This is a genomic window from Amycolatopsis sp. NPDC114503 (assembly GCF_055633655.1).
Genome location: NZ_JBVKDT010000001.1, coordinates 288674 through 310896, shown reverse-complemented (window position 1 = coordinate 310896; position 22223 = coordinate 288674). Strand labels below are relative to the sequence as shown.

Annotated in this window: 21 protein-coding genes; 16 read left to right on the top strand and 5 right to left on the bottom strand. The window is 68.9% G+C overall.

What is annotated here, in order from left to right; translation table 11 throughout:
* A complete protein-coding gene (gene lhgO, locus ACZ7OI_RS01595) occupies positions 1-1287 on the bottom strand; it encodes an L-2-hydroxyglutarate oxidase (RefSeq protein ID WP_470263418.1) in 1287 nt (428 codons plus the stop codon).
* Complete coding sequence (locus tag ACZ7OI_RS01590; RefSeq protein ID WP_470262303.1) at positions 1247-4333, bottom strand: AfsR/SARP family transcriptional regulator; 3087 nt, start codon at positions 4331-4333, stop codon at positions 1247-1249. The genes lhgO and ACZ7OI_RS01590 overlap by 41 nt, the downstream gene beginning before the upstream one ends.
* A 114-nt stretch (positions 4334-4447) precedes the next feature.
* Here ACZ7OI_RS01590 and ACZ7OI_RS01585 point away from each other — a divergent pair, with 114 nt between their 5' ends.
* The 8 genes from ACZ7OI_RS01585 (at position 4448) to ACZ7OI_RS01550 (ending at position 10992) form a co-directional block, all read left to right on the top strand.
* The gene (locus ACZ7OI_RS01585) at positions 4448-5596 is read left to right on the top strand and encodes a DegT/DnrJ/EryC1/StrS family aminotransferase (RefSeq protein WP_470262302.1); all 1149 of its coding nucleotides are present in this window, start codon (positions 4448-4450) and stop codon (positions 5594-5596) included.
* A 26-nt stretch (positions 5597-5622) separates the two neighbouring features.
* On the top strand, positions 5623-6552 hold the full coding sequence (locus tag ACZ7OI_RS01580) for an NAD-dependent epimerase/dehydratase family protein (RefSeq protein WP_470228847.1): 930 nt from the start codon (positions 5623-5625) through the stop codon (positions 6550-6552).
* A 70-nt stretch (positions 6553-6622) separates the two neighbouring features.
* Positions 6623-7807: a glycosyltransferase family 4 protein gene (locus tag ACZ7OI_RS01575; protein ID WP_470262301.1), complete on the top strand. Its 1185-nt coding sequence runs from the start codon at positions 6623-6625 to the stop codon at positions 7805-7807.
* Entirely contained in the window at positions 7807-8424 is a 618-nt protein-coding gene (locus ACZ7OI_RS01570; RefSeq protein WP_470228849.1) for an acyltransferase, read from the top strand. Before ACZ7OI_RS01575 ends, ACZ7OI_RS01570 begins: the two co-directional genes overlap by 1 nt.
* Positions 8425-8508: 84 nt before the next feature.
* Positions 8509-9081 (top strand): Uma2 family endonuclease, encoded by a 573-nt coding sequence (locus ACZ7OI_RS01565; protein ID WP_470262300.1) that lies wholly within the window; start codon positions 8509-8511, stop codon positions 9079-9081.
* Positions 9082-9282: 201 nt separating this feature from the next.
* Positions 9283-9636 (top strand): Uma2 family endonuclease, encoded by a 354-nt coding sequence (locus ACZ7OI_RS01560; RefSeq protein WP_470262299.1) that lies wholly within the window; start codon positions 9283-9285, stop codon positions 9634-9636.
* 124 nt (positions 9637-9760) lie between these two features.
* Positions 9761-10258, top strand: coding sequence for a SigE family RNA polymerase sigma factor (locus ACZ7OI_RS01555; protein ID WP_470262298.1), 498 nt, complete (start codon positions 9761-9763; stop codon positions 10256-10258).
* Positions 10255-10992 carry a hypothetical protein gene (locus ACZ7OI_RS01550; RefSeq protein WP_470262297.1) on the top strand — a complete coding sequence of 246 codons (738 nt, stop codon included), beginning with the start codon at positions 10255-10257 and terminating at the stop codon, positions 10990-10992. The genes ACZ7OI_RS01555 and ACZ7OI_RS01550 overlap by 4 nt, the downstream gene beginning before the upstream one ends.
* Here ACZ7OI_RS01550 and ACZ7OI_RS01545 read toward each other — a convergent pair whose 3' ends face one another.
* Positions 10993-11946, bottom strand: coding sequence for a Gfo/Idh/MocA family protein (locus tag ACZ7OI_RS01545; protein ID WP_470262296.1), 954 nt, complete (start codon positions 11944-11946; stop codon positions 10993-10995).
* A complete protein-coding gene (locus tag ACZ7OI_RS01540; RefSeq protein ID WP_470262295.1) occupies positions 11943-13049 on the bottom strand; it encodes a DegT/DnrJ/EryC1/StrS family aminotransferase in 1107 nt (368 codons plus the stop codon). The genes ACZ7OI_RS01545 and ACZ7OI_RS01540 overlap by 4 nt, the downstream gene beginning before the upstream one ends.
* 191 nt (positions 13050-13240) lie before the next feature.
* Here ACZ7OI_RS01540 and ACZ7OI_RS01535 point away from each other — a divergent pair, with 191 nt between their 5' ends.
* The 8 genes from ACZ7OI_RS01535 (at position 13241) to ACZ7OI_RS01500 (ending at position 20638) form a co-directional block, all read left to right on the top strand.
* On the top strand, positions 13241-14311 hold the full coding sequence (locus tag ACZ7OI_RS01535; RefSeq protein WP_470262294.1) for an ATP-grasp domain-containing protein: 1071 nt from the start codon (positions 13241-13243) through the stop codon (positions 14309-14311).
* Positions 14290-14883, top strand: coding sequence for an HAD family hydrolase (locus tag ACZ7OI_RS01530; RefSeq protein ID WP_470262293.1), 594 nt, complete (start codon positions 14290-14292; stop codon positions 14881-14883). The genes ACZ7OI_RS01535 and ACZ7OI_RS01530 overlap by 22 nt, the downstream gene beginning before the upstream one ends.
* 66 nt (positions 14884-14949) lie before the next feature.
* Positions 14950-15189 carry an acyl carrier protein gene (locus ACZ7OI_RS01525; protein WP_409183877.1) on the top strand — a complete coding sequence of 80 codons (240 nt, stop codon included), beginning with the start codon at positions 14950-14952 and terminating at the stop codon, positions 15187-15189.
* On the top strand, positions 15186-15920 hold the full coding sequence (locus ACZ7OI_RS01520) for an SDR family NAD(P)-dependent oxidoreductase (RefSeq protein ID WP_470262292.1): 735 nt from the start codon (positions 15186-15188) through the stop codon (positions 15918-15920). The genes ACZ7OI_RS01525 and ACZ7OI_RS01520 overlap by 4 nt, the downstream gene beginning before the upstream one ends.
* Positions 15917-17323 carry an AMP-binding protein gene (locus ACZ7OI_RS01515; RefSeq protein WP_470262291.1) on the top strand — a complete coding sequence of 469 codons (1407 nt, stop codon included), beginning with the start codon at positions 15917-15919 and terminating at the stop codon, positions 17321-17323. Before ACZ7OI_RS01520 ends, ACZ7OI_RS01515 begins: the two co-directional genes overlap by 4 nt.
* On the top strand, positions 17320-18372 hold the full coding sequence (locus ACZ7OI_RS01510) for a LuxE/PaaK family acyltransferase (RefSeq protein ID WP_470262290.1): 1053 nt from the start codon (positions 17320-17322) through the stop codon (positions 18370-18372). Before ACZ7OI_RS01515 ends, ACZ7OI_RS01510 begins: the two co-directional genes overlap by 4 nt.
* A complete protein-coding gene (locus ACZ7OI_RS01505; protein ID WP_470262289.1) occupies positions 18369-19613 on the top strand; it encodes an acyl-CoA reductase in 1245 nt (414 codons plus the stop codon). The genes ACZ7OI_RS01510 and ACZ7OI_RS01505 overlap by 4 nt, the downstream gene beginning before the upstream one ends.
* Positions 19614-19627: 14 nt before the next feature.
* Entirely contained in the window at positions 19628-20638 is a 1011-nt protein-coding gene (locus tag ACZ7OI_RS01500) for a lysylphosphatidylglycerol synthase transmembrane domain-containing protein (RefSeq protein WP_470262288.1), read from the top strand.
* A gap of 70 nt (positions 20639-20708) precedes the next feature.
* Here ACZ7OI_RS01500 and ACZ7OI_RS01495 read toward each other — a convergent pair whose 3' ends face one another.
* On the bottom strand, positions 20709-22154 hold the full coding sequence (locus ACZ7OI_RS01495) for a tachylectin-related carbohydrate-binding protein (RefSeq protein WP_470262287.1): 1446 nt from the start codon (positions 22152-22154) through the stop codon (positions 20709-20711).
* Positions 22155-22223: the final 69 nt, after the last annotated feature.

Here is a 22223-nt window from a genome sequence, read left to right as displayed (position 1 = left end):
TCAGTCGGTCACCTGGTCGGCGATGTACTTGGCGATCTCCAGCGCGCTCGTCGCCGCCGGGCTCGGCGCGTTGAGCACGTGCACCTGGTCCTTTGTGGACTCGATGAGGAAGTCGTCCACCAGTGAACCGTCCGGCCGCAACGCCTGCGCGCGCACGCCGGAGCCGTGGCGCACGATGTCGTCCTCGGTGACTGCGGGCACGAGCTGCGCGAGGCTGGCGGCGAAGCGCTTCTTGGAGAACGACCGCAGCACCTCTTCGAGCCCCGTCGGGTACGCGTACTTGCGCGCGAGCTTCCAGACGCCGGGGAAACGGGCGACGTCGGCGAGGTCCTTCACCGACACGTCCGCCCAGCGGTAGCCCTCGCGGCGCAGCGCGAGCACGGCGTTCGGGCCCGCGTGGACGCTGCCGTCCAGCATCCGGGTCAGGTGCACGCCCAGGAACGGCAGCGTCGGGTCCGGCACCGGGTAGATCAGGCCGCGCACGAGGTGGCGGCGCTCCGGCTTCAGCTCGTAGTACTCGCCGCGGAACGGCACGATGCGCGCGCTCGGCGTGATGCCGGCCATTTCGGCGACGCGGTCCGCGTGCAGGCCGGCGCAGTTGACCAGTGCGTCCGCGTGCAGCACCTCGGTGCCGGTGGCCACCTCGACGCCGCCGCCGCGAGCCGGGCGGATGCCCAGCGCGGGCGTGTTCAGCCGCAGGTCCGCGTCCGCCTCGTCGAGCAGCCGCACGAGCGCCGCGCACACCGCAGGGAAGTCGATGATCCCGGTCGACTCCACGCGCAGCGCGGCGACGCAGGACACCTCCGGCTCGTACTCGCGGGCCTCCGCGGGGGTGATCCGCTTGGCGGGCACGCCATTGGCCTCGGCCCGCTCGGCGAGCGTGTCCAGCGCGGGGATCTCCTCCTCCCGCGTGGCCACCACGAGCTTGCCGCACACCTGCACGGGCACCCCGTACTGCCGGGCGAAATCCACAATGGACCGGTTGCCGCCGACCGACATCCGCGCCTTGAACGAGCCCGGCTTGTAGTAGAGCCCGGCGTGCACGACATTGGAGTTGTGCCCGGTCTGGTGCGCAGCCCAGCGAGCTTCCTTTTCGAGCACCGTCACGTCCTGCCCGCGCTGGGACAGCTCCCACGCGACCGACAGCCCGACGATTCCCCCACCGATCACCACGACGTTCCGCACGGCAGGGAAGGCTACGCGCTTCGGTGCGGCGCTGCGTACCCCCCGACGGCGTGGTACCTGTTCACTGAACCGGGGACAATCCGGCCAACGCGAGCCGTTGATGCGGTTCGAGCTGCTTACCGGCGGTGTAAGCGGAGGTGAACCCGGCGGGTCCGAGAGCCTTCTCCGCGGCTGCGGTGACCTGCGCGACATCGTGCTGGCCGGGCACGGCGGCCCCGCGCACCGCGGCTGCCGCGCCGAGCAGAGCGGCGGCGTCGGCGAACCGGCCCTCCTCGGCGAAGACGCCGGCGACGCCCTCGAACGCGGTGGCCAGTGACCCGTGGTCATGCCAGCGGTGCGCGGTCTCGACCCCGAGTCGCATCCGGCGGCGAGCGTCCTCCGGGCGGTGCTCAGCCACGTCGATCCAGCCGAGCGCGATCGACGCCGCTGCCCGCACCATGGCGGCCGAGAACGAGTCCGCCGTGCATTCGGCGAGCGCCTGCTCGGCGAGAGCCCGCGCGGCGGCCAGATCGCCGGAGCGGCGGGCGAGGCCGGACAGTCCGACGTGGCCGCTGCCTCGCGTCTCGGGCATCCCGGTGCGGTGGGCCAGTTCGACGGTCTGCTCGTAGTCGGCCTTCGCGCCGTCGAGGTCGCCGCGCAACGCCCGGCTGTCGCCGCGGCGACACAGCAGGTCCGCGTAGTCGTCGGTCGCGCCGAGCGTCTGCATGAGCGACAGGGACTCGGTCATCGCAGCAAGCGCTTCCTCGTGACGGCCGCGCAAAACCAGCAGTTGCGACAGGTGGTCGAGCGCCATCGACAGCCCCCAGCGTTCGCCGAGTGCTCGGTAACGCGCTTCGCCCTCTCGCAGGCCGCGCTCGGCTTCGTCGAGTTCTCCGGCGAGCACCGAGCGCAGACCGTCGCCCATCGGCACGAGCGCGGTGAGCCACGGGTCGGGGTGGTTTTGGAGCCCGGACAGCCGAAGCCGCGCATCGTCGTCCTCCGGAGGTCCGAGCACGACGCCGGACAGCATGAGCATCATCGGATGCTCCGGGGTCCAGGAACTGTCCACTAGGTACTGCTCCACATAGGACCGATAGTTCGCCGTCTCGGCGGCTTCGGGGGCACCGGCCATCGCGGTCAGCAGGCACATGAGGAATTGCTCGCGGTGCCCTTCCGGCGGTTCCGTTTGGCAGTGGCGCACGATTTCCATCGAAAGCGCCGCGCCTTCGTAACGTCGTCCGCGCAGCCACCAATACATCGACAGCGCGGTGGCGATCCGCAAGGCGGTCGAGGGATCCGCTGCGGCCGACCAGCGGAGCGCGGCCACGATGTTGTCGTACTCGGCGTCGATTTTCCGCAGCCAGTCCAGCTGTTCCGCGGTACGCAGCTTCGGGTCGGCTTCCTCGGCGAGACGCAGGAATGCCTGTGCGTGCGCGTGCCGGAAGCGTTCGGTCTCGCCGGCGGCGTCGAGCTTTTCCGCGCAGAACGCGCGGATCGTCTCCAGCATTCGGTAGCGCCCGCTCGAAGGTTCCACGAGCGACTTGTCGGCGAGTTCGGTGAGCAGGTCGACGGGGACGTCGCACACCTGCTCGGCGTACGCGAGCGTCGCGCCACCGGTGAAGACGGTCAGGCGGCGGGCGAGGCGGCGTTCGTCGTCATCGAGGAGGTCCCAGCTCCATTCGACGACGCCGCGGAGCGAGCGGTGCCGTTCGTCGGCGGTGCGGCTGCCTCGGGCGAGGAGGCGGAAGCGGTCGTCGAGCCGGGCGGCGATGTCGGCGACGGGCAGCGTGCGCACCCGGGCGGCGGCCAGTTCCAAGGCGAGCGGAAGGCCGTCGAGTGCGGTGCAGATCCGTACGACGTGGGCCGCGATTTCGTCGGTCAGCCGGAATGCGGGGTCGCTCGCCCGAGCGCGGTCGAGGAACAGCCGTACCGCGGGATAGGTCTCGGCGGCTGGATCGCCGGGCGGCGGAACGGCCAGGCGGGGGATCGGCGCGAGTTGTTCGCCGGTGATGCCGAGCGGTTCCCGGCTCGTCGCGAGCACTCGCAGCCCGGGGCAGGCGGGCAGCAGCTGCGCGACCAATCGCGCTGCCGCGGCGATGACGTGTTCGCAGTTGTCCAGCACCAGCAAGGTCGCCTGGTCGCGCAATGCCGACACAAGCCGTTCGACGGGATCCTGGCGGCCGCGAGCCCCCTCGCGCAGGCCTAGCGCGGTGAGGACGGCCTGCGGGACGTCGTCGGCGACGTGCGGGGCCAGCTCCACGAAGACGCAGGGTCCCGCGTCCGCCGCGGCTTCGATGGCCAGCCGCGTCTTCCCGGTCCCGCCCGGACCGAGCAGGGTGATGAGCCGGGCCTGCCGCAGGAGATCGGCGACCTGCTTCAGTTCATTGTCCCGGCCGACGAAGCTGGTGAGCTGTGCGGGCAACGGCGTCGCGGCGTTCGCGGACTCGCCGCGCAGGGCGGCCAGATGCGCCTCGGTGAGGTCTGGACCAGGGTCCGCGCCCAGCTCGTCGGCGAGCGTGCGGCGGGCGTCCTCGAAGGCGGCCAGCGCCTCGGCGGTCCGGCCGGCCGCGTGCAGGGCGCGCACCAGCTGGGCCTGTGACCGTTCGCGAAGGGGGTTCTCGGCGACGGCTGTGCGCAGCTCGTCGAGGACGTCGGCGGCGCGGCCGAGAGAGATCTCCGCATCGACCCGGTCCGCCGCTGCCTCGGCGCGCAGCTCGTTCAGCCGGGTGGTTTGGACCTCCCAGACCGGCACAGCGGGGACGTCCGCGAACGCCGGCCCGCGCCACAGCGCCAGCGCCTCGCCGAGCAGATCGCTAGCCCGGGTCGGGTCGCCCGCGGCAAGTTCGCGACGGCCTTCGGTGGCCAGTCGTTCAAAACGATGAGCGTCCACTTCGTCCGGTTCGATCCGGAGGCGGTACCCCGCCGAGGTGAGTTCGATCGGCAGTTTCAGCGCGCTGCGCAGCCGGGAGACCTGTGATTGGAGCGCGTTGGCCGCGCCGTCGGGCGGTTCCTCGCCGTAAAGCCCGTCGATGAGCCGCTCGGCGGACACGAACCGCCCGGCGTCCGCCGCGAGCAACGCGAGCAGCGCCCGGCCTCGCGGGCCGCCCACGGCGACCGTCCCGCCCGCGCCGTCCCACGCGACGACGGCCCCCAGTACCCCGATCCGCATCCCGCGAGCCTATGCCCGGATCGGGTGTTTACCCGTGGGTTCTGTCCCCGAAACAGGCGTCGAGCGCGACTTCTATACACTTTGGCGCGACCCCGCGCAATGCGGGACACCCCGATGCACAGGAGATCTACAGTGGGCGAACCCGTCCTGCTCGGGAAGCCGACCGTCGGCGACGAAGAGCTCGCAGCCGTCGCCGAAGTGTTCCGTTCCGGCTGGCTGGCCGGCGCGGGCCCGGCGTGCCGTCGCTTCGAGGAGCGGTTCGCGCAGACCACCGGCACCGCGCACGCTCTGACCACCAGCAACTGCGGCTCCGCCCTGTTCCTTGGCCTGAAGGTGCTCGGCGTCCAGCCCGGCGACGAGGTGATCGTCGGGGACTACACCTTCCCGGCGACCGGCCACGCCGTGCTACAGGCCGGCGCGAAGCCGGTCTTCGCCGACATCCGCCCGGACATCTTCAGCGCCGACCCGGCCTCGATCGAAGCGCTCATCACGCCGCGCACGGTCGGCATCCTGGCCGTCGACGTCGCGGGCCAGCCCGGCGACTTCGACGAGTACCGCGCGATCGCCGACAAGCACGGCCTGTGGCTGTTCGAGGACGCCGCCTGCTCCGCGGGCGCGACCTACCGCAACCGCCCGGCCGGCAGCCTCGCCGACCTGGCCGCGTTCTCCTTCCACGGCCGCAAGGGCATCACCGCGGGCGAGGGCGGCGCGCTGGTCTCGAACCGCGAGGACCTGATCGCGCACGCGCGCAAGATCCACACCTACGGCATCGAGCCCGCGTTCACCCGCGAAGGCTCGCAGGAACTGCCGATCCCGACGTTCCACGAGCTCGGCTGGAACTTCCGGCTGTCGGACATCCAGGCCGCGATCATGGGCGTGCAGCTCGACCGGCTGCCCGACCTGCTCTCCGCCCGCCGCTCGGTCGCCAAGCGCTACCACGAGGCGTTCGAGGACGTCGACGCGCTGACCGTGCCCGTCGAGGCGCCCGACCGCGAACACCCGTGGCAGGCCTACCTGATGACGGTGGCCCCGGAGATCAGCCGCGACGCGCTGGCTCTGCGGATCCGCGAACAGGGCGTGCAGTGCAACTTCGGCACCTACGCCTCCCACTTGCAGCCGGTGTACGGCGAGCAGCAGCCGCTGCCCGTGTCCGCCGACGCTTTCCGCCGCCAGCTGGCGATCCCGATGCACGCGGAACTGACCGACAGCGAAGTCGAGCGCGTGGTCACCACCGTGCGCGAAGCCGTGTCCGCCCTTTCCTGAGCCGCCGACCTTCCTGAGGAGAACCCATGTCCGACAAGAAAGTTTTCTTCACCGGTGCCGGCGGTTTCATCGCCTCGCACGTGATCCCGATCCTGCTGGAGAAGGATTACTCGATCCGGATCTTCGACAACATGACCCGCGGCGACCGTGACCGCGTCAACGAGTTCGTCGCCACCGGCAAGGTCGAACTGGTCGAGAAGGACGTGCGCTACGGCGTCGGCGTCCGCGAGGCCATCCGCGGCTGCACGCACGCGATCCACTTCGCCACCGTGTCGATCAACAAGTCGGTCGCGGACCCGGGCGAGTCGATCGACATCAACATGGTCGGCAACAACAACGTCTTCTCGGCCGCGGCCGACGAGGGCGTCGAGCGCCTGGTGTTCGCCTCCACCGCCTCGGTGTACGGCGAGCCGGAGCGGCTGCCGATGCACGAGGACGACAAGCTGAACCCGCTCACCCCGTACTGCATCTCCAAGCGCGCGGGCGAGGACATGCTGGGCTTCTACGAGCGCACCAAGGGCCTCTCCTGGAACGCGCTGCGCTTCTTCAACGTGTACGGCCCTGGCCAGAAGATCGAGGCGTACTACACCTCGGTCATCAACCACTTCATCCAGCGCCTGCGCGCCGGCCAGCCGCCGATCATCGACGGCGCCGGCGACCAGTCGATGGACTTCGTGCACGTGACCGACCTCGCCAAGGGCGTCGTCGCCGCGCTGGAGTCGGAGCAGTCGAACATGCCGATCAACATCGGCACCGGCATCGACACCTCGATCGCCACGCTGGCGAAGATCCTGATCGAGGCCGTCGGCGTCGACGTCGAGCCGGTCTTCAACAAGCGCGACGTCCTCGTCTCCCGCCGCGCCGCGGACATCACCCGCGCCCGCGAGGTGCTCGGCTGGGAGCCGACCATCACCGTCGAAGAGGGCATGCGCGCCTTGGTGCGGGACTCCGAGTGAGTACTTCCGTCGGCGCGTCTTCCGAGGGGAATGCGTAATGAGCACTGCGGGCCCGGCAGAAGGAAAGCCCATGCGGATCGTGGTGGTGAACAACTTCTTCCCGCCGCGAGTGGGCGGAAGCGCGCACATGTCGGCCTCGCTGGCCGCCGAGTACGCGGCCGCCGGGAACGAAGTGCTGGCGATCACCGCTGCCTACGGTGACGCGCCGGCGGAAGAGGAGCGCGACGGATACCGCGTCGTGCGCCTGCCCGCGGTGAAAATGCCGCAGCTCGGCCTGTCGATCGACTTCGACATGACGTTCGCGTCGATGCGGCCGGGCAACTGGCGGCGGCTGTGGAGGCTGCTGAACGAGTTCAAACCGGACGCGGTGCACCTGCACGGGCAGTTCTTCGACCTGTCCTGGATGGTCGGCATTTACGCGCGCCGGCACAAGCTGCCCGTTCTGCTGACCATTCACACGCTGCTGATCAGCGAGAACAAGATGTACGGCCGGGTGTTCCGCGCGCTCGACGCGATGCTGGTCAACCCGGTGCTGAAGTACCTGCGCCCGCGCTACATCATCCTCGACAAGCAGGGTGTGGATTACTGCGTCCAGCGCTACGGCACGAGCGACGACAACTCCGAGTACTTTCCGATCGCGGTGGACACCGGGCATTTCGCGAAGCCGGTGACCAAGGACGTGCGAGCGGAACTGGAAATCGGGGACGCGCCGCTGATCGTGTCGCTCGGGCACGTGATCCCGCTGCGCGACCGGCTGCCGCTGATCGAGGCGCTGCCCGCGATCCTGGAGCGGCACCCCGGGCTGCGCGTGGTGGTCGTCGGCCGGGTGTATCACGACGCTTTCCAGCAGCGGGCCAAGGAACTGGGCGTTTCCGACGCCCTGATCGTCACCGGCGCGGTGCCGAAGGCGGACGTGCCCGCGTACTTCGCGGCCGCGGACATCGTCACGCACGACCTCAACGGCGGCTGCGGCACCGCGTCGCTGGAGGCGATGCTGTCCGGCACCGCGACCATCGCGTCGGTCACCGAGGACAACTACCCCGGCATCGAACTGCACAACGGCGAGAACATCCTGCTGGTGCGACCCAACGATGCCGAGGCGGTCGCGACCACGGTGCTGTCCCTTTTGGACGATCCGAAGGAACGCGCGCGGATCGCCGAGCGGGAAGCGTCGATGGTCCGGGACAACTTCGGACTGGACGTAGTGGCCGAGGAACACCTGCGGGTGCTCACGAAACTGGTGGCGGACAACTGATGTTCTTCGACGACGAGCGCAGCAACCGGCTGCGCCCGATGATCCTGAACGACCTCGTCACGCAGTACATGAACGACGCCGAGCGGGCCAAGTTCTTCGGCCTGCCGGAGTCGTGCCGCGTGCGGGAACGGGCCAAGATCGTCAGCCCGGACAACCTCACGATGGGCGAGCACTGCTGGGTCGGCGAGGGCGCGGTCCTCGACGCGAGCGGCGGGCTGGAAATCGGCGAGCACACCAGCATCGGGCTGAACACGCTCGTGTTCACGCATTCGAGCTGGCTCGCGAACATGGCGCTGGAAAACCATTCCGGCAGCGATCTGATCGAACGCAAGCCGGTGAAAATCGGCAAGGGCTGCTTTATCGGCGGCCTCGTGGTGATCATGCCGGGCGTCACGATCGGTGACTTCGCGACGGTGCAGCCGAACTCGGTGGTAGCGAAGGACGTCCCGGCGCGCTCGCTGGTGGCGGGCAACCCGGCGCGCGTGTTCCAGCGCTACGAGGAGGAGTACATCGAGGCGGAGGTGAAGCGGGTCCGCGAGGAAAACGCCCGCCGCCGCGCGCTGTCGGACGACCCGTCCGGCTGGGGCTCCCCGTCGGGTGACTTCAGCGGGAAGTGATCCGGACACGGTGCGTCACGCGCTGGCGGATGCTCCGGGTAACATGGGACACTGCTCTCAGTCACTGTCGGTGAAGGAGAAGCCATGAGTGTCCTGGAATGGCCTCACCACCTCCTGACCCTTGACGACTGGGCGGACCTTCCGGCGCACCCGGAGGTTCGAGTCGAGGTCGTCGAAGGGGTCCTGTCAGTGTCGCCGCGTCCGATGTCGCTCCACCAGCTGATCATCAGCAGATTGCCGTATCTGCTGACGATGCAGCTGCCGCCGGAGCTGGTGGCGGTCGGGGAATTCGAGACGGTGCTGGCCGACGTCCCGCCCACGGTGCGGGTGCCGGACGTGCTGATCGCGCCGTCGGACCTCATCGAAGCGAATATCCCGCGGATCGGGGCGAGCGACGTTTCCCTGGTGGTCGAAGTGCTTTCGCCTGCCACCAAGGAGGTCGACCAGGGTGCGAAGCTGTTTGAATATGCCGATGCGGGGATCGAGCATTACTGGATTGTCGATCTGGATTCGCCGATCAGCATGATCGCGTATCGGTTGATCGACGGGGATTACGAGAATTTCGGCGAGTATTCCGGCGGGGTGGAGCTGGAGGTCGCGGGGGTTCCGGTGAAGTTCGATCTGAACTCGTTGATCGACCCGCGCGCCCAACGCTGACTCTCGCGTCGTGCTGCCTCTTGCTGATGGGGCGGGCTTTCCGGAGAATCTGGAGCCTCGATGCGAGGTCGTTGACGGGAATCTTGTCCCGTCGCCGCGTCCGATGTGGTTTCACCTGCGGTCCGTGACGCGGTTGGCCTTCCTGCTCGACGAGCGGCTCTGCCCGGAGATGAGCGCCGGTGCCGAGGCGGAGCTGCTCCTGTGCGAGACCCGCTGACGATCCGTGTCCCCGATGTCGTGGTGACCTCCGCTGAGGTCGCGGAGGCCAACCCGGCTCGCATCGCGGCGGCCGATGCCGAGCTGGTGATCGAGGTGCTTTCCCCGGGCACCAAACACGTCGATCTGGGTGCGAAGCTTTTCGAGTATGCCGATGCGGGAATCGAGCATTACTGGATTGTCGATCTGGATCCGCCGGTGAGCATGATCGCCTACCGGCTCATCGACGGTGATTACGAGAATTCCGGCGAGCATTCCGGCTCCGTCGAGCTGGAGGTCGCGGGCGCACCGATCAAGCTCGATCTGAACTCGTTGATCGACCCGCGCGCCCAACGCTGACCCCAAGCACCTCCCCGAACACCATGCGTCGCATTGAGACAAGACTGACCAGCCATTACATCGACGCACGTCTCCCGCCCCCGTAACCTGGACAGCAGGACAACCGGGAAACAGGGGTGAGACGGTGCGCGGGGACGACGAGTTCGCCGACTTCGTGCGGTCCTGTTCCGCCCGGCTCACGCACGCGGCCTACCTGCTCACCGGCGACCGTCATCAGGCCGAGGACGCCGCGCAAACCGCCTTCACCCGCACGTACGCGGCCTGGCCCAGGGTGCGGCGGAAGAACCCCTACGCCTACGCCCGCCGCGTGCTGGCCAATCACGTCATCGACATCTGGCGCCGGCCGATCCGCGAATACGCCACCGAGGAGATGCCGGAACCGCCGAAGGTGCCGGACATCTCGCACGCTGTCACCGATCGGGAATGGCTTTCCGACGCATTGGCCCGGCTCACCGCCCGGGAACGCGCCGTGGTCGTGCTCCGGCATTTCTTCGATTTGCCCGAACACCAAGTGGCCGAGGAATTGGGCGTGTCCGTCGGCACGGTCAAGAGCACCAATTCCCGCGCGCTGGCGAAGTTGCGCGTCGACGGTGACGCGCTGGTCGGGGAGGTGAGCGCGTGACCGACGAACTCGAGCGGTTGCGCGCCGCGCTTCAGGAAGCGCCCGAGGAACCCTTTGCCGAGCCCGATCTCGACCGGATCATCAAAGAAGGCGGCCGGATTCGGCGTAGGCGGCGGTTTCTGACTTCCTCCGGCGCGGCGGTGGCTGTGGTCGCCGTGGTGTTCGGCGCGGCTTGGTTGCGTTCGCCGGGCGGTGCGCCGGAGCAGGTGCACGCGGCGGCGTCACCCGCGCCAATGGTGACGAGCGTGGCTTCGTCGACACCAGTCGCGGCTCCGACATCCGCTGAATCGCGGCCGCTCGGCGAGGTGATTTCCACCGGCACCTACACCGACGGCGCGGAACTTGTCTTCTACGCCACGAAAATCGACGACCCGGACAATCTGCCGGCTGTCCAATTCGGAGTGATGGCGAGCCTGTACGAGCCGGACGGGGACCTGCGTCCGCTCTACCTCGCCAACGAAGCCGACGGCAAGGACCGCTCGTTCGGCTTCCACGCGACGTCCGGCGGCACGACCGTCTCGGACATCTGGGTGCCGGTGTACGGCTACTTCAGCGGCCCCGCCGCCCGCATCGAGACCACAGTGGACGGTCGCACGGTTCCGGCGCACACGGCGCGCTGGAGCGAGGATCCCGAGGTGGTCGTGTTCTGGTTCGACCAGGACGACGTGCCGTCCGCCGAGCGGGCGACCCCGCTGGTCGCCTACTCCGCGGACGGCAAACGCCTCACCAAATAATCAGGCGGCTTCGGTCAGAACCTGCGCGACAACCTCGTGCGACGGCAGGATCAGCGCGCGCTCGACGTCCGCGTCGACCTTGCCCTCCAACAGATCCACGAAGCGGTCCAGCTGGGTCGCCAGCGGCTCGCGCGCGGTGATCAGTTCCGGGATCTCGATGACGGTCTGCTGCCGGTAGCCGAGACCGTCCTCGGTGACCGAATCGTGCGAGATGTGGCGGTAGATCGTCACGTCGCGGCGCAGCAGGTCGATCTCCACCATGCGGTCCAGTTCGGACACCATCAGCGACCGGACCTTCCGCTGCGCCAGCCGCGAAGCCGACACCGTGGCCAGGCCGGTGGGGAACGACAGCACCGTTTCGATGGTGTCCTCGGCCCCGGAGACCGACTGCGGGTGGAAGTAGCCCGCGCTGGAGGTGACCCGACCCGGCGTCGCCCCGCCGAAGAACTGGATCGCCAGGTCGACGTCGTGCACCAGCAGGTCCCAGGCGACACCGGTCTTGATCCGCGGCGCGTACGGGCCGTGCCGGCGCGCCATCAGGTGCACCGGTTCGTTCACCAGCGCCCGCGCGGTCATCACGGCCGGGTTGTAGCGCTCCAGGAGCCCGCACATCAGCGGGACGTCCTTTTTCGCCGACAGGGCAACGATTTCCTGTGAGAACTCGAGGCTGTTGCACACCGGCTTCTCGACCAGCATCGGCTTGCCCTGGCCGAGAATCTCCTGTGCCAGCTCGTAATGCACCTCGGTGGCCGAGGCGAGCACCACCGCGTCCACATCGGACAGTGAGCCGATTTCCGGCGTCCACTCGGTTTCGTAGCGGTCGGCGACCGCGCGGCCGGCTTCCTCGCGCGGGTCGATCACGCGGGCCAGGTCCACCCGGTCGTTCTGCGACAGGACACGCGCGTGCAGCGAGCCCATGTTGCCGGTGCCGACGAGTGCGATGCGGTGCGTCATGCGCCGAGTACCTCGCGAACAGTCTCGATGATCTGGTCCAGCTCGGACTCGGTCAGGTGCGGGTGCACCGGCAGCGAAAGCGCCTGCGCGGCAACGGCTCCGGCCACCGGGAAGTCTTCGACGCGAGCGTCCGGAATCAGCGGGTGCCCGCGGTAGCACTCGTAGTCGAACACGATCTTCGGGTAGTAGATCCCGTTGCCGATGCCCTTTTCGGTCAGCGCGGAGGCGAACTCGTCGCGCGAGAGCATCGCGTGCGGGCCGACCAGCACGGTGTACTGGTGCCACACGTGTTCGCGGCCGGGCAGCACCTGCGGCACCTCGAGGCCCGGCGTGCCGGCGAGACCCTCGGAAAGCCGCTTCGCGTTGGCCTGGCGGGCCGCGGTGAGCTGGTCGAGCTTCTCCAGCTGCGGGATGCCGACGGCGGCGTGCAGGTCGGTCATCCGGTAGTTGTGGCCGGCCATCTCGTACTGGTAGCGGGCCTTCATGCCCTGATTGCGCATCACGCGCAGCTTGTCGGCCAGCGCGTCGTCGTCCGTGGTGATCACGCCGCCCTCGGCGGTGGTCACGTTCTTCGTCGCGTACAGCGAGAAGCAGCCGATGCCGTACGAACCGGCCTTGCGGCCCTCGAACGAGGCGCCGACGGCCTGCGCGGAATCCTCGACCACGTGCAGCCCGTGCTCCGCGGCCAGCGGCGCGAGCTTGCCCATGTCGGCGGTCTGCCCGTACAGATGCACCGGCATGAGCACCTTGGTGCGCGGGCCGACGGCGGCCGCGACGGCGTCCGGGTCGATCGCGAAGTCGTCGCGGCGGATGTCGGCGAACCGCACGGTCGCGCCTGCTTCCAGGATCGCGTTCAGCGTCGCGACGAAGGTGAACGGCGAGGTGACGACCTCGTCTCCGGGCTGCAGGTCGAGTGCCTGCAGTGACGCGACCAGTGCGGTCGTCCCGTTGTTCACGGCGATGGCGTGTTTCGTCCCGGAGACGTGCGCGAACGCGTCCTCGAAACGTTTGACCATCGGGCCCTGGGCGATAGCGCCGGATCGCAGCACTTCGACGACCAGGTCCTCCGCAGCACGGACGTCGACCACGGTAATGGGGATCATCTGCAGTCTCTCGCTCTCGGCGGGCACTTTCGGCGCGTCCGGTACAGTCTTGCCTCGGCATGGCACGAGCCCCCGAGTTCGGTGCAGTCAGCACAGACGCGGGCGTCACGATACTCGCCGACCACAAGTGGGCTTCCGGCTACCGTCCCGGCTCCGGCGGGAACTGAACAGGTAAGGCTGAGAACACGCGAATGAGCAGCGCACGCATCCTCATCACCGGCGCCGGCGGATCTGCCGCCTACAACTTCCGGGACGCGCTCGCCGTCGCCGGAAACGACTACGAAGTCGTCGGCACCGACGTGAAGCCCTTCCACCTCGAACTTCTCGACGTCGAGGCCAAATACCTGGTCCCGCCGGTGAGCGACCCCGGGTACGCCGACGCGATCAACCGCGTCATCGAAGCCGAGCGCATCGATTTCGTGCACCCGCAGCCGGACGTCGAGGTCGGCTACCTCGCGGAGAACCGCGACAAGCTGAACGCGCCGACGTTCCTGCCGGACGCGCGCGCGATCGCGTTGTGCCACGACAAGATGGCGTTCAACGCGCACATGAAGGCGAACGGCGTCTCGGTGCCCGAAGCCATCAAGATCGATTCGCCGGACGACCTCAAGGGCGGGCTCGAAGAGCTGCTCAAGATCAACCCGCGGGTCTGGCTGCGCGCCATCCGCGGCGCCGGCTCCCGGGGCAGCCTCCCGATCAACTCCTTTTACCAGGGCGACGCCTGGATCGACTACTGGCGCGGCTTCCGCGGCCTCGACTACGGCGACTTCATGGCCAGCGAATACCTGCCGGGCGAGGAGTTCGCGTGGCAGAGCCTGTGGCACGAGGGCGAGCTGATCACCTCGCAGGCGCGCTCCCGCATCGAATACATCTTCGGCAACCTGACCCCGAGCGGGCAGAGCTCGTCGCCGTCGGTGGCCAAGACGGTCAACCGCGACGACGTGAACAAGATCGGCGAGTCCGCGGTGCGCGCGGTGTCCGACAAGCCGCACGGCGTGTTCTGCGTGGACATGAAGGAGAACGCCGCCGGGGTGCCGATGGTCACCGAGATCAACGTCGGCCGCTTCTTCACCACCAGCAACTTCTTCGCGCACGCCGGGCTGAACATGCCCGACATGTACATCCAGCTCGGCCTCGGCAACGAACTGCCCGAGCGCCCCGAGGTCTACAACCCGCTGCCCGACGACCTGTACTGGGTCCGCATGATCGACATGGGCTACAAGCTGGTCAAGGAAGGCGAATGGGCCTCGAAGCGGATCTGACCGGGCGGAAGGTGCTGGCCTTCGACTTCGACGGCACGCTGTTCCGGCTGCCGGTCGACTTCGGAGGCCTGCGCGCCGAGCTGGGACTGTCCGCTGAGGACAAGCTCGGCGAGCTGTTCCAGCGCTGGCTCGACGAAGGCGATACCGCCCGGCTCGACGTGGTGACGCGGTTCGAACGCGCCTCCGTGGCGGACGGGGCATTCACCGACGGCGCCCGCGAAGTGCTGGCGGAGCTGGCTTCCGGCTACCGGCTCGCGGTGGTGACGAGGAACTCACGGCTGTGCGTCGAGGACGCGCTGGGCAACCTCGCCGGGGGCCTGCACGTCATAGGGCGGGAGGACGTCCGCCGTCTCAAGCCGGATCCGGAGGGCGTGACCGCGGTGCTCCGGCACTTCGGCGCGGCTCCGGAGGAGGCGGTGCTCGTCGGCGACACCTTCCACGACGTGGAGGCCGCGCACGCCGCGGGCGTGCTCAGCGTGGTCGTGCGCAACGACTCGCTGAAGTTCCGTCCCGAGGGCGCGGACCATTACGTCGGGACGCTGCGTGAACTGCTGCCCGCACGCGCGGGCTGAAATCCCACGGTTGGTACCGTCGATAGTGGTCACCACCCCCATTCGAGAAGGAAGTGCCGGGTAGACATGGCTGTGCAGGACAAGCTGAAGGAAGTCTTCATCGACGCTCTCCAGCTCGACGACGGGGTCGACGTCGAGAACCTGAAGTACCGCGACATCGAGGCGTGGGACTCGGTCGGCCACATGGCTCTGGTGGCGGCGATCGAGGACGAGTTCGAGGTCGAGTTCGACACCGACCAGGTGATCGACATGAGCAGCTTCAAGGTGGCCGTGGACATGGTCAAGGAGCTGCAGGAGAAGGCGTGAGCACGTTCGCGGGGAAGGTCGCCCTGGTCACCGGTGGTACCAGGGGCATCGGCCTGGCCACCGTCCACGCGCTCGCCGAGGCTGGGGCCACCGTGGTGCTCACCGGCCGCGATGAGACCGCCGCCAAGGAGGCCGCCGCTTCGGTGGGGCCCTCGGTCAGCGGCCGCGCGCTCGACATCACCGACGCGAAAGCCGTCGCCGCACTGGTCAAGGAAGTGACCAAGGAGCACGGCAAGCTGGACGTCGCGGTCGCCAACGCCGGGATCATGGAGGGCGGTCTGCTCGGCATGATCCGCCCGGACGACGTCGACCGGACGCTGTCCACGAACGTCGCAGGCACGCTGCACACCGTGCAGGCGGCCGCGCGAGCCATGATGCGCAAGAAGACCGGCGCGATCGTGGTGCTGGCCTCGGTGGTCGGCGAATACGGCAGCGCGGGCCAGACGGTCTACGCGGCCTCGAAGGCGGCGGTCGCGAACATCGCGCGCTCGGCGGCGAAGGAACTCGGCCGCTCCGGCATCCGGGTCAACGCGGTCGCCCCCGGCGTGATCGAAACCGCCCTCACCGAAAGCCTGAGCGAGGACGCCCGCGCCTCGAACGTCGCCAAGACCCCGCTCGGCCGCCTCGGCCAGGCCGCGGAGGTCGCGGCGGTGATCCGGTTCCTGGCGAGCGACGAGGCGTCGTTCGTGACCGGGCAGGTACTGGGGATCGACGGAGGCTTGGTGCTGTGACGCTGGTGGGTGCGGGTTCCCGGCTGGTCGACGTGGCCGGGGGCCGCACGCTGGACGACGCGGAGCTGTCCGCCGAGCTGAGCCGGAAGACCGACGAGCTGGCCAAGCTGCCGGCGGGCGTCGTCTTCGCGCGGATGTCGGTCGATCTCGACAGCGTGCTGACCTACCTCGGCGCGTTCGAGGGCGGCCGGGCGATCGCGCTGATCGACCCCGCTTTGGACGCCGACGTGCTGACCGGGCTGGTCGAGCGGTTCCGTCCGGCCGCCGTGCTCGCGGCGTCCGGCGACGCGCCGTCCGGCTACACCACCCGAGGCACCGACTGGGTGCGCGACTCCGCCGACGGCGTCGAGCCGCACCCCGACCTGGCCGTACTGCTCCCGACCAGCGGATCGACCGGCAACCCGAAGCTCGTCCGGCTGTCCCGTGAAGGGCTGCTGGCCAACGCCGAGGCCATCGCGCAGGTGCTGGAGATCGACGCGGACGAGGTCGCGCCGACCTGTCTGCCGCTGCACTACAGCTACGGCCTTTCGGTGCTGAATTCGCACCTTTTGCGCGGTGCGACTGTGGTTATCGAACCTTCTGGTGTTTTGGGTCGTGGATTCTGGGACGCAGTGAAGGAACACGGCGTGACCTCGCTGTCCGGCGTGCCCTATCACTACGAAATGCTGCGCCGGCTCAAGTTCGACCCGGCGAAGTATCCGACTCTGCGCACTCTCACCCAGGCGGGCGGGAAACTGCGGGACGAACTGGTCGCGGAATTCAACGACAAAATGCTCGCGGTCGGCGGCCGGATGTACGTCATGTACGGCCAGACCGAGGCGTCCCCGCGGATGACCACGGTGCCCGCGGAGCGGCTCGCGGACAAGATCGGCTCGGCCGGCCCGGCGCTGCCCGGCGGCGCGTTCGCCATCCGCCGCGACGACGGCGAGGAAACGACGCACCCCAAAATTGTCGGTGAGGTCCTTTACCGTGGGCCCAACGTGATGATGGGTTACGCCGAGGACGAAGCGGGACTGAGCGCGGGCGACGAATACGGCGGCACGCTGGCCACCGGGGATCTCGGGTATCTCGACGACGAGGGATACCTGTACATCACCGGCAGGCTCAAGCGGATCGGCAAGGTGTTCGGCAACCGGGTCAGCCTGGACGACCTCGAGCAGGCCGTGCGCACGGCCGCGGTGGGCATCGACGTGGTGGCCGCGGTGGCTGCGGGCGACAAGGTCGTGCTGTTCGCCGAACTGCCCGAGGGCGACGGCGCGAAGGCGATCTGCAAGGACGCGTCGCGGGCGCTGGCGGAGCGGTTGCACCTGCACGCCAGCGGGTTCGACGTGCGTCCGATCGACACGGTGCCGTTGCTGGCCAGCGGCAAGATCGACTACCGGTCGCTGGAAGGACGGGTATGAGTGTGTTCACGCGCTCGTTAGCGCAGCGGGAGGCGGCGCTGCTTCCCGAGCTCGCGGAGCTGACCGCGCACCACCGGGCGAATTCCGCCGGGTACGAGCGCATCCTGTCCTCGCTCGGGTTCGCGCCGGACGCGTCGTTCGCCACGATCGCCGACCTGCCGTGGCTGCCGGTGCGGATGTTCAAAACGCACGACCTGAAGTCCATTCCGGACGCCGAGGTCTTCAAAACCCTCACGTCCTCGGGGACCACCGGGGCCGGTGCGTCGCGGATCTACCTGGACAAGGAAGCGGCGGCCGCGCAGACGAAGCAGCTCGGCGCCACCTTGCAGGAGGTGCTGGGCGGCGAGCGGCTGCCGATGCTGATGGTCGACACCATCGGCATCATCAAGAACCGCCGGTCGTTCTCCGCGCGCGGCGCCGGCGTGCTCGGCATGGCGAACTTCGGCCGCAAGCACACCTACGTGCTGGACGAGAACGACAAGCCGGACGTCGAGGCCGTGCGGAAGTTCCTCGCCGAGTACGGGGACCGGCCGTTCCTCATCTTCGGCTTCACCTTCATGGTGTGGCAGTACCTCTACGAGGTCGCCCGCGAGCACAAGCTCGACCTGTCGAACGGCATCCTCATCCACTCCGGGGGCTGGAAGAAGCTGATCGACCGCGCGGTCGACAACAGCGAGTTCCGCCGCCGGTTCAAAGAGGACACCGGGCTCACCCGGATCCACAACTACTACGGGATGATCGAGCAGATCGGCACCGTGTTCCTCGAGGGACCGTCCGGGAACTCCTTGTACTGCCCCGATTTCGCCGACGTCGTGATCCGCGACCCGGAGACGTGGGAAGAGCAGCCGGTCGGCAAGCCGGGCGTCATCGAGGTGGTGAGCACGCTGCCGCGGTCGTACCCGGGACACGTGCTGCTCACCGAAGATCTGGGCGTCTGCAACGGAATCGACGACGGCGACTGGCCGGGCAAGCACTTCTCCGTGCTGGGCAGGCTGCCGAAGGCCGAGGCCCGCGGATGCTCGGACACGTTCACCGGAGCCGCCGCGTGAGTGCCTTGGAACAGCGTTTTCCGCTCGGCGACTCGGTTTCGGTCGACGCACTGCTGAACGAGCTGCGCGAGGAACCGTCCGGCGGCAGGCTGACCGTCGGCGATCCGCGGGTGGTCGAGTTCGTCACCAAGTTCGCGCGCAAGCTGCTCGCGCCCGCGCTGGCCCGCCGGTTCCCGGAGCTGGCCTCGCTGGGTTTCTTCCTGCGCAAGGGAGAACTCGCTAAATCACTGTCCACTTTGGAAACCAGCGGCGATTCGCTGCGGTTCCCGCGCGGGCTCGTTTTCCACGTGCCGCCGGCCAATGTGGACACCATTTTCGTGTACTCGTGGGCGCTGTCGGCATTGGCGGGCAACAGCAACGTCGTGCGGGTTTCGTCGCGCTCGGCCGGTGCCGCGGAAGCCGTGCTGGAAGCGTTGAACGCGGCGCTCGAAGACGTGTCGCCGGAAACCGCGGCCGCCATCCGGGCCACCCAGCGAATGGTCACCTACGACCGCAGCGACGAGGTCAGCGGCGCGTTGTCGCTGGCCGCGGACCTGCGGGTGATCTGGGGCGGCGACGCTTCCGTCGCGGCGCTGCGGAAGTACCCGCTGGCCCCGCACGCGCGCGACCTGACGTTCCCGGACCGCTCGTCGTTCGCGATCGCGTCGGTGCGCGGCTGGCAGGAGGCCGCGCCGGAGCAGCGCCGGGCCGCCGCCGAGGGCTTCTACAACGACTCGTACTGGTTCGACCAGGCCGCCTGCTCGTCGCCGCGCGCGGTGTTCTGGGTCGGCGATTCTTCGGGTGCGCGGGCCGCCGGACAGGAGTTCCGCGAGCTGCTCGCCCAGGTGCTGGTAGCGAAACAGCACGTCACCGAGCCGGCGATGGCCGTGCAGAAGCGGGTGTCGGCGTACGGCGCGGCGGTCGACGGGCTGGTGTCGTCGATCCGCTTCGACGGCAACGCGCTGGCGACGCTCGAGCTGGCCGACGCCAAGGTGATGCCGCGCGAATGGCTGGGCGCGGGCACGTTCGCGAACGCCTCGGTGGCGTCGCTGGACGAGCTGGTGCCGATCGTCCAGCGCAAAGACCAAACGGTGAGCCAGTTCGGGTTCACCCGCGAGGAACTGACCGGATTCGTGACGGCGCTCGCCGGACGCGGGGTGGACCGGGTCGTGCCCTTCGGGTCGGCCCTCACGTTCGCCGGGGTCTGGGACGGCTACGATCTGCTGTCCGAGTTCAGCCGGCTGGTCACGGTGCAGGCCTGAGGAGCTGAGAGGCAGTGACGACCGTTCGTACGCAGAGCCCGGGGGACGACGCCCCGTCCGCTGAGGACGCCCCGACCACCGGAAAAGCCCGCAAGTCCACCAAGGCGCGGGTGCTCGACGTCGTGCGCTGGGTCGCCATCCTCTTGGTGATCGGCTTCGCGGCGAAGAGCCTGGCGTCCAACTGGAACGAGTTCTGGCACACCCTGGCGGACGTCGCCTGGCAGTCGTCGGTGCTCAGCCTCGTGGCGCTGATGGTGGCGATCCTCGTGTCCGTGTGGGGCTGGCAGGTGCTGGTCGACCACCTGGGCGGCAAGCCGGTCGGCTACGCCCGCGGCGCGCAGATCTGCCTGGTCGGCTCGCTCGGCAAGTACGTGCCCGGTTCGGTGTGGGCGTACCTGCTGCAGATGGAGCTGGGCCGCAAGGCGGGCCTGGCGCGAGCCCGGATCTTCACCGGCTCGCTGATCCAGCTCGGCCTCGGCGTGGTGTCCGCGCTGGTCGTGTCGCTGCTCGCGGCCCCGGCGCTGTTCAGCAACAGCCCGCGCGCGATGTGGCTGTTCGTGCTGATCCCGGTGGGCCTCGCGCTGCTGCACCCGCGCATCCTGAGCTGGGGCACGTCGCTGGTCCTGAAAATCCTGCGCCGCCCGCCGCTGGCCGAACCGCTCGGCTGGGGCGTGGTGCTCAAGGCATTCGGCGCGTCCATGGGCGCCTGGGTGTTCCAGGGCGTGCACCTGTGGCTGCTGGCGAACTCGGTCGGCGCGCCCGGCTTCAACGGCCTGATCCTGTGCATCGGCGCGATGGCCGTCGCGATGACGGTCGGCACGTTCGCGTTCATCCTGCCCAGCGGCGTCGGCGTCCGCGAGGTCGCCCAGGTCGCGGTGCTGACGGCGAGCGGCTTGACGGTCGGACAGGCAACGGCGTTCGCGGTGGCTTCGCGGGTGATGTTCACGGTGGCGGACCTGCTGACGGCCGGGTTCGCGGCGCTGGCGGCGAAGCTGGCGGCTCGACGGGAAGTGCCGGCGGTCTGATTCAGACTTGAGAAAAAGGGAGGCCGCCCGGGCTTATCGCTCGGGCGGCCTCTTTTTTTGCGGGGTTAGCCTACGGAACCAATCGGCACGAATCCGGTGCCGCGGTCACGTGGATTTCGGTGTTCCAGCCGGCGCCGACCGGGACGCCGGCGCTGTCGTCAGCGGAGCCGGGAGCCCAGGTGTCGGTGTTGGCCGAGTACCGGTACCACCGCAGGACCGGGCCGACACTGCCGTCGAACGGGCTGTGCCCGTAGGAACCGCGGCCGTAGAGAAGGTCCGCTCCGGGGGAGAAGATCTCACTGAATCCTCCCCAGCCGGTGCCGACGAGTTTGTCTCGCTGAACCCATTGTGCGGAGGCGAAGTCGTACTGGAAGCGGTACAGGTTTCCGCCGGGAGTCCGGGCGTAAAGCACGCCGTCGCCTGCCGCGGTGATGGAGTCGTACTTGCTCCAGCCGGTGTCGAGGACATCGCCGACGCCGTTGACCCACGAGTTGGTGGCGTCGTTCCAGATGAACGCCCGAAGCTCGCCCTTGTCGTTGATCGAGATGATGCGACCGGCCTGGTCGACGGTCACGCGGTTCTGGTACTCCGGCGTGAGATAGCGTTCCCAGCCGCCGCCGACCCCGTTGCCGCCGCTCCAGGTCGAGCCGGTCCACACGAAGCGCTTGAGCGCGCCGTTGGGGAACTGGTCGCCCGAGCCGTTGTTTCGATGGAGATCCCAGATGGCGCCGCCCTTGCCGGCGAGCAGACGGCCGAACCAGCCCGAGCCGACCGAGTGAGCGGGCTCTTGCCAGCTGGCCTGCCCGGTGGCCGGCGTGTTGTGCACGTACCGCCACAGGCTTCCGTCGGTCCGCGCGGCCCAGATCGCGGCTCCGGCCGGGCAGGCCACTGGCGTCGGGACGGTGTTCTGCCGGATCCAGTCGGCCAGGTCGTCGACGCGCGCTTCGGTGCTGCCTTGGCGCGTTTCGGTCACCGCGAGGCAGCCGTGCTGCCACGAGCGGCTGTTGACTGCCGCCAGTTCGACCTTGCCACCCACTGTGCGCAGGGCCGGTCCGCCGGAATCGCCGAGGCAGGTGTCCGAGCCGCTGGCCGAGGTCATCGCCGCTTCGGTGGGGTTCACCGACGACACGGCGAACGCCGCCATGGACGGCCGGGCGGGGACCCATTCGGTTGCGGTGCGGCCGAAACCGGCCAGCTGAAGCGTTTCCCCGTTCGTCGGCGCGGTGGTGCTCACCGCGACCGGCGTGATGCCGGTGGCGGGCTTGTCGAGCTTCGCCAGCGCGACGTCGCGGTCGGTCCTGCTGACCACCCGGACGATCTTGGCGGTGGTGCCCGCACCGGTGTTGACGTCGACGGCACCGACGCTGACGGTCGCGTTCTCCGTCGGAGTCCCGTTGACGCCGGCGGTCAGACAGCCCTTCGAGGTGATGACCCATGACGGGTCAATCAACGCGGCCGAGCACGCCTTGCCGGGCGCGGAGATGCGGGCGAGATAGCCCGCTGTGCCGACAGGCACCACAGTGCCGCCGGAGACGGCGTTCGCGGGTACGGCGGCGAGCGCTCCGCCGCTGAGCAGAGCGACTGA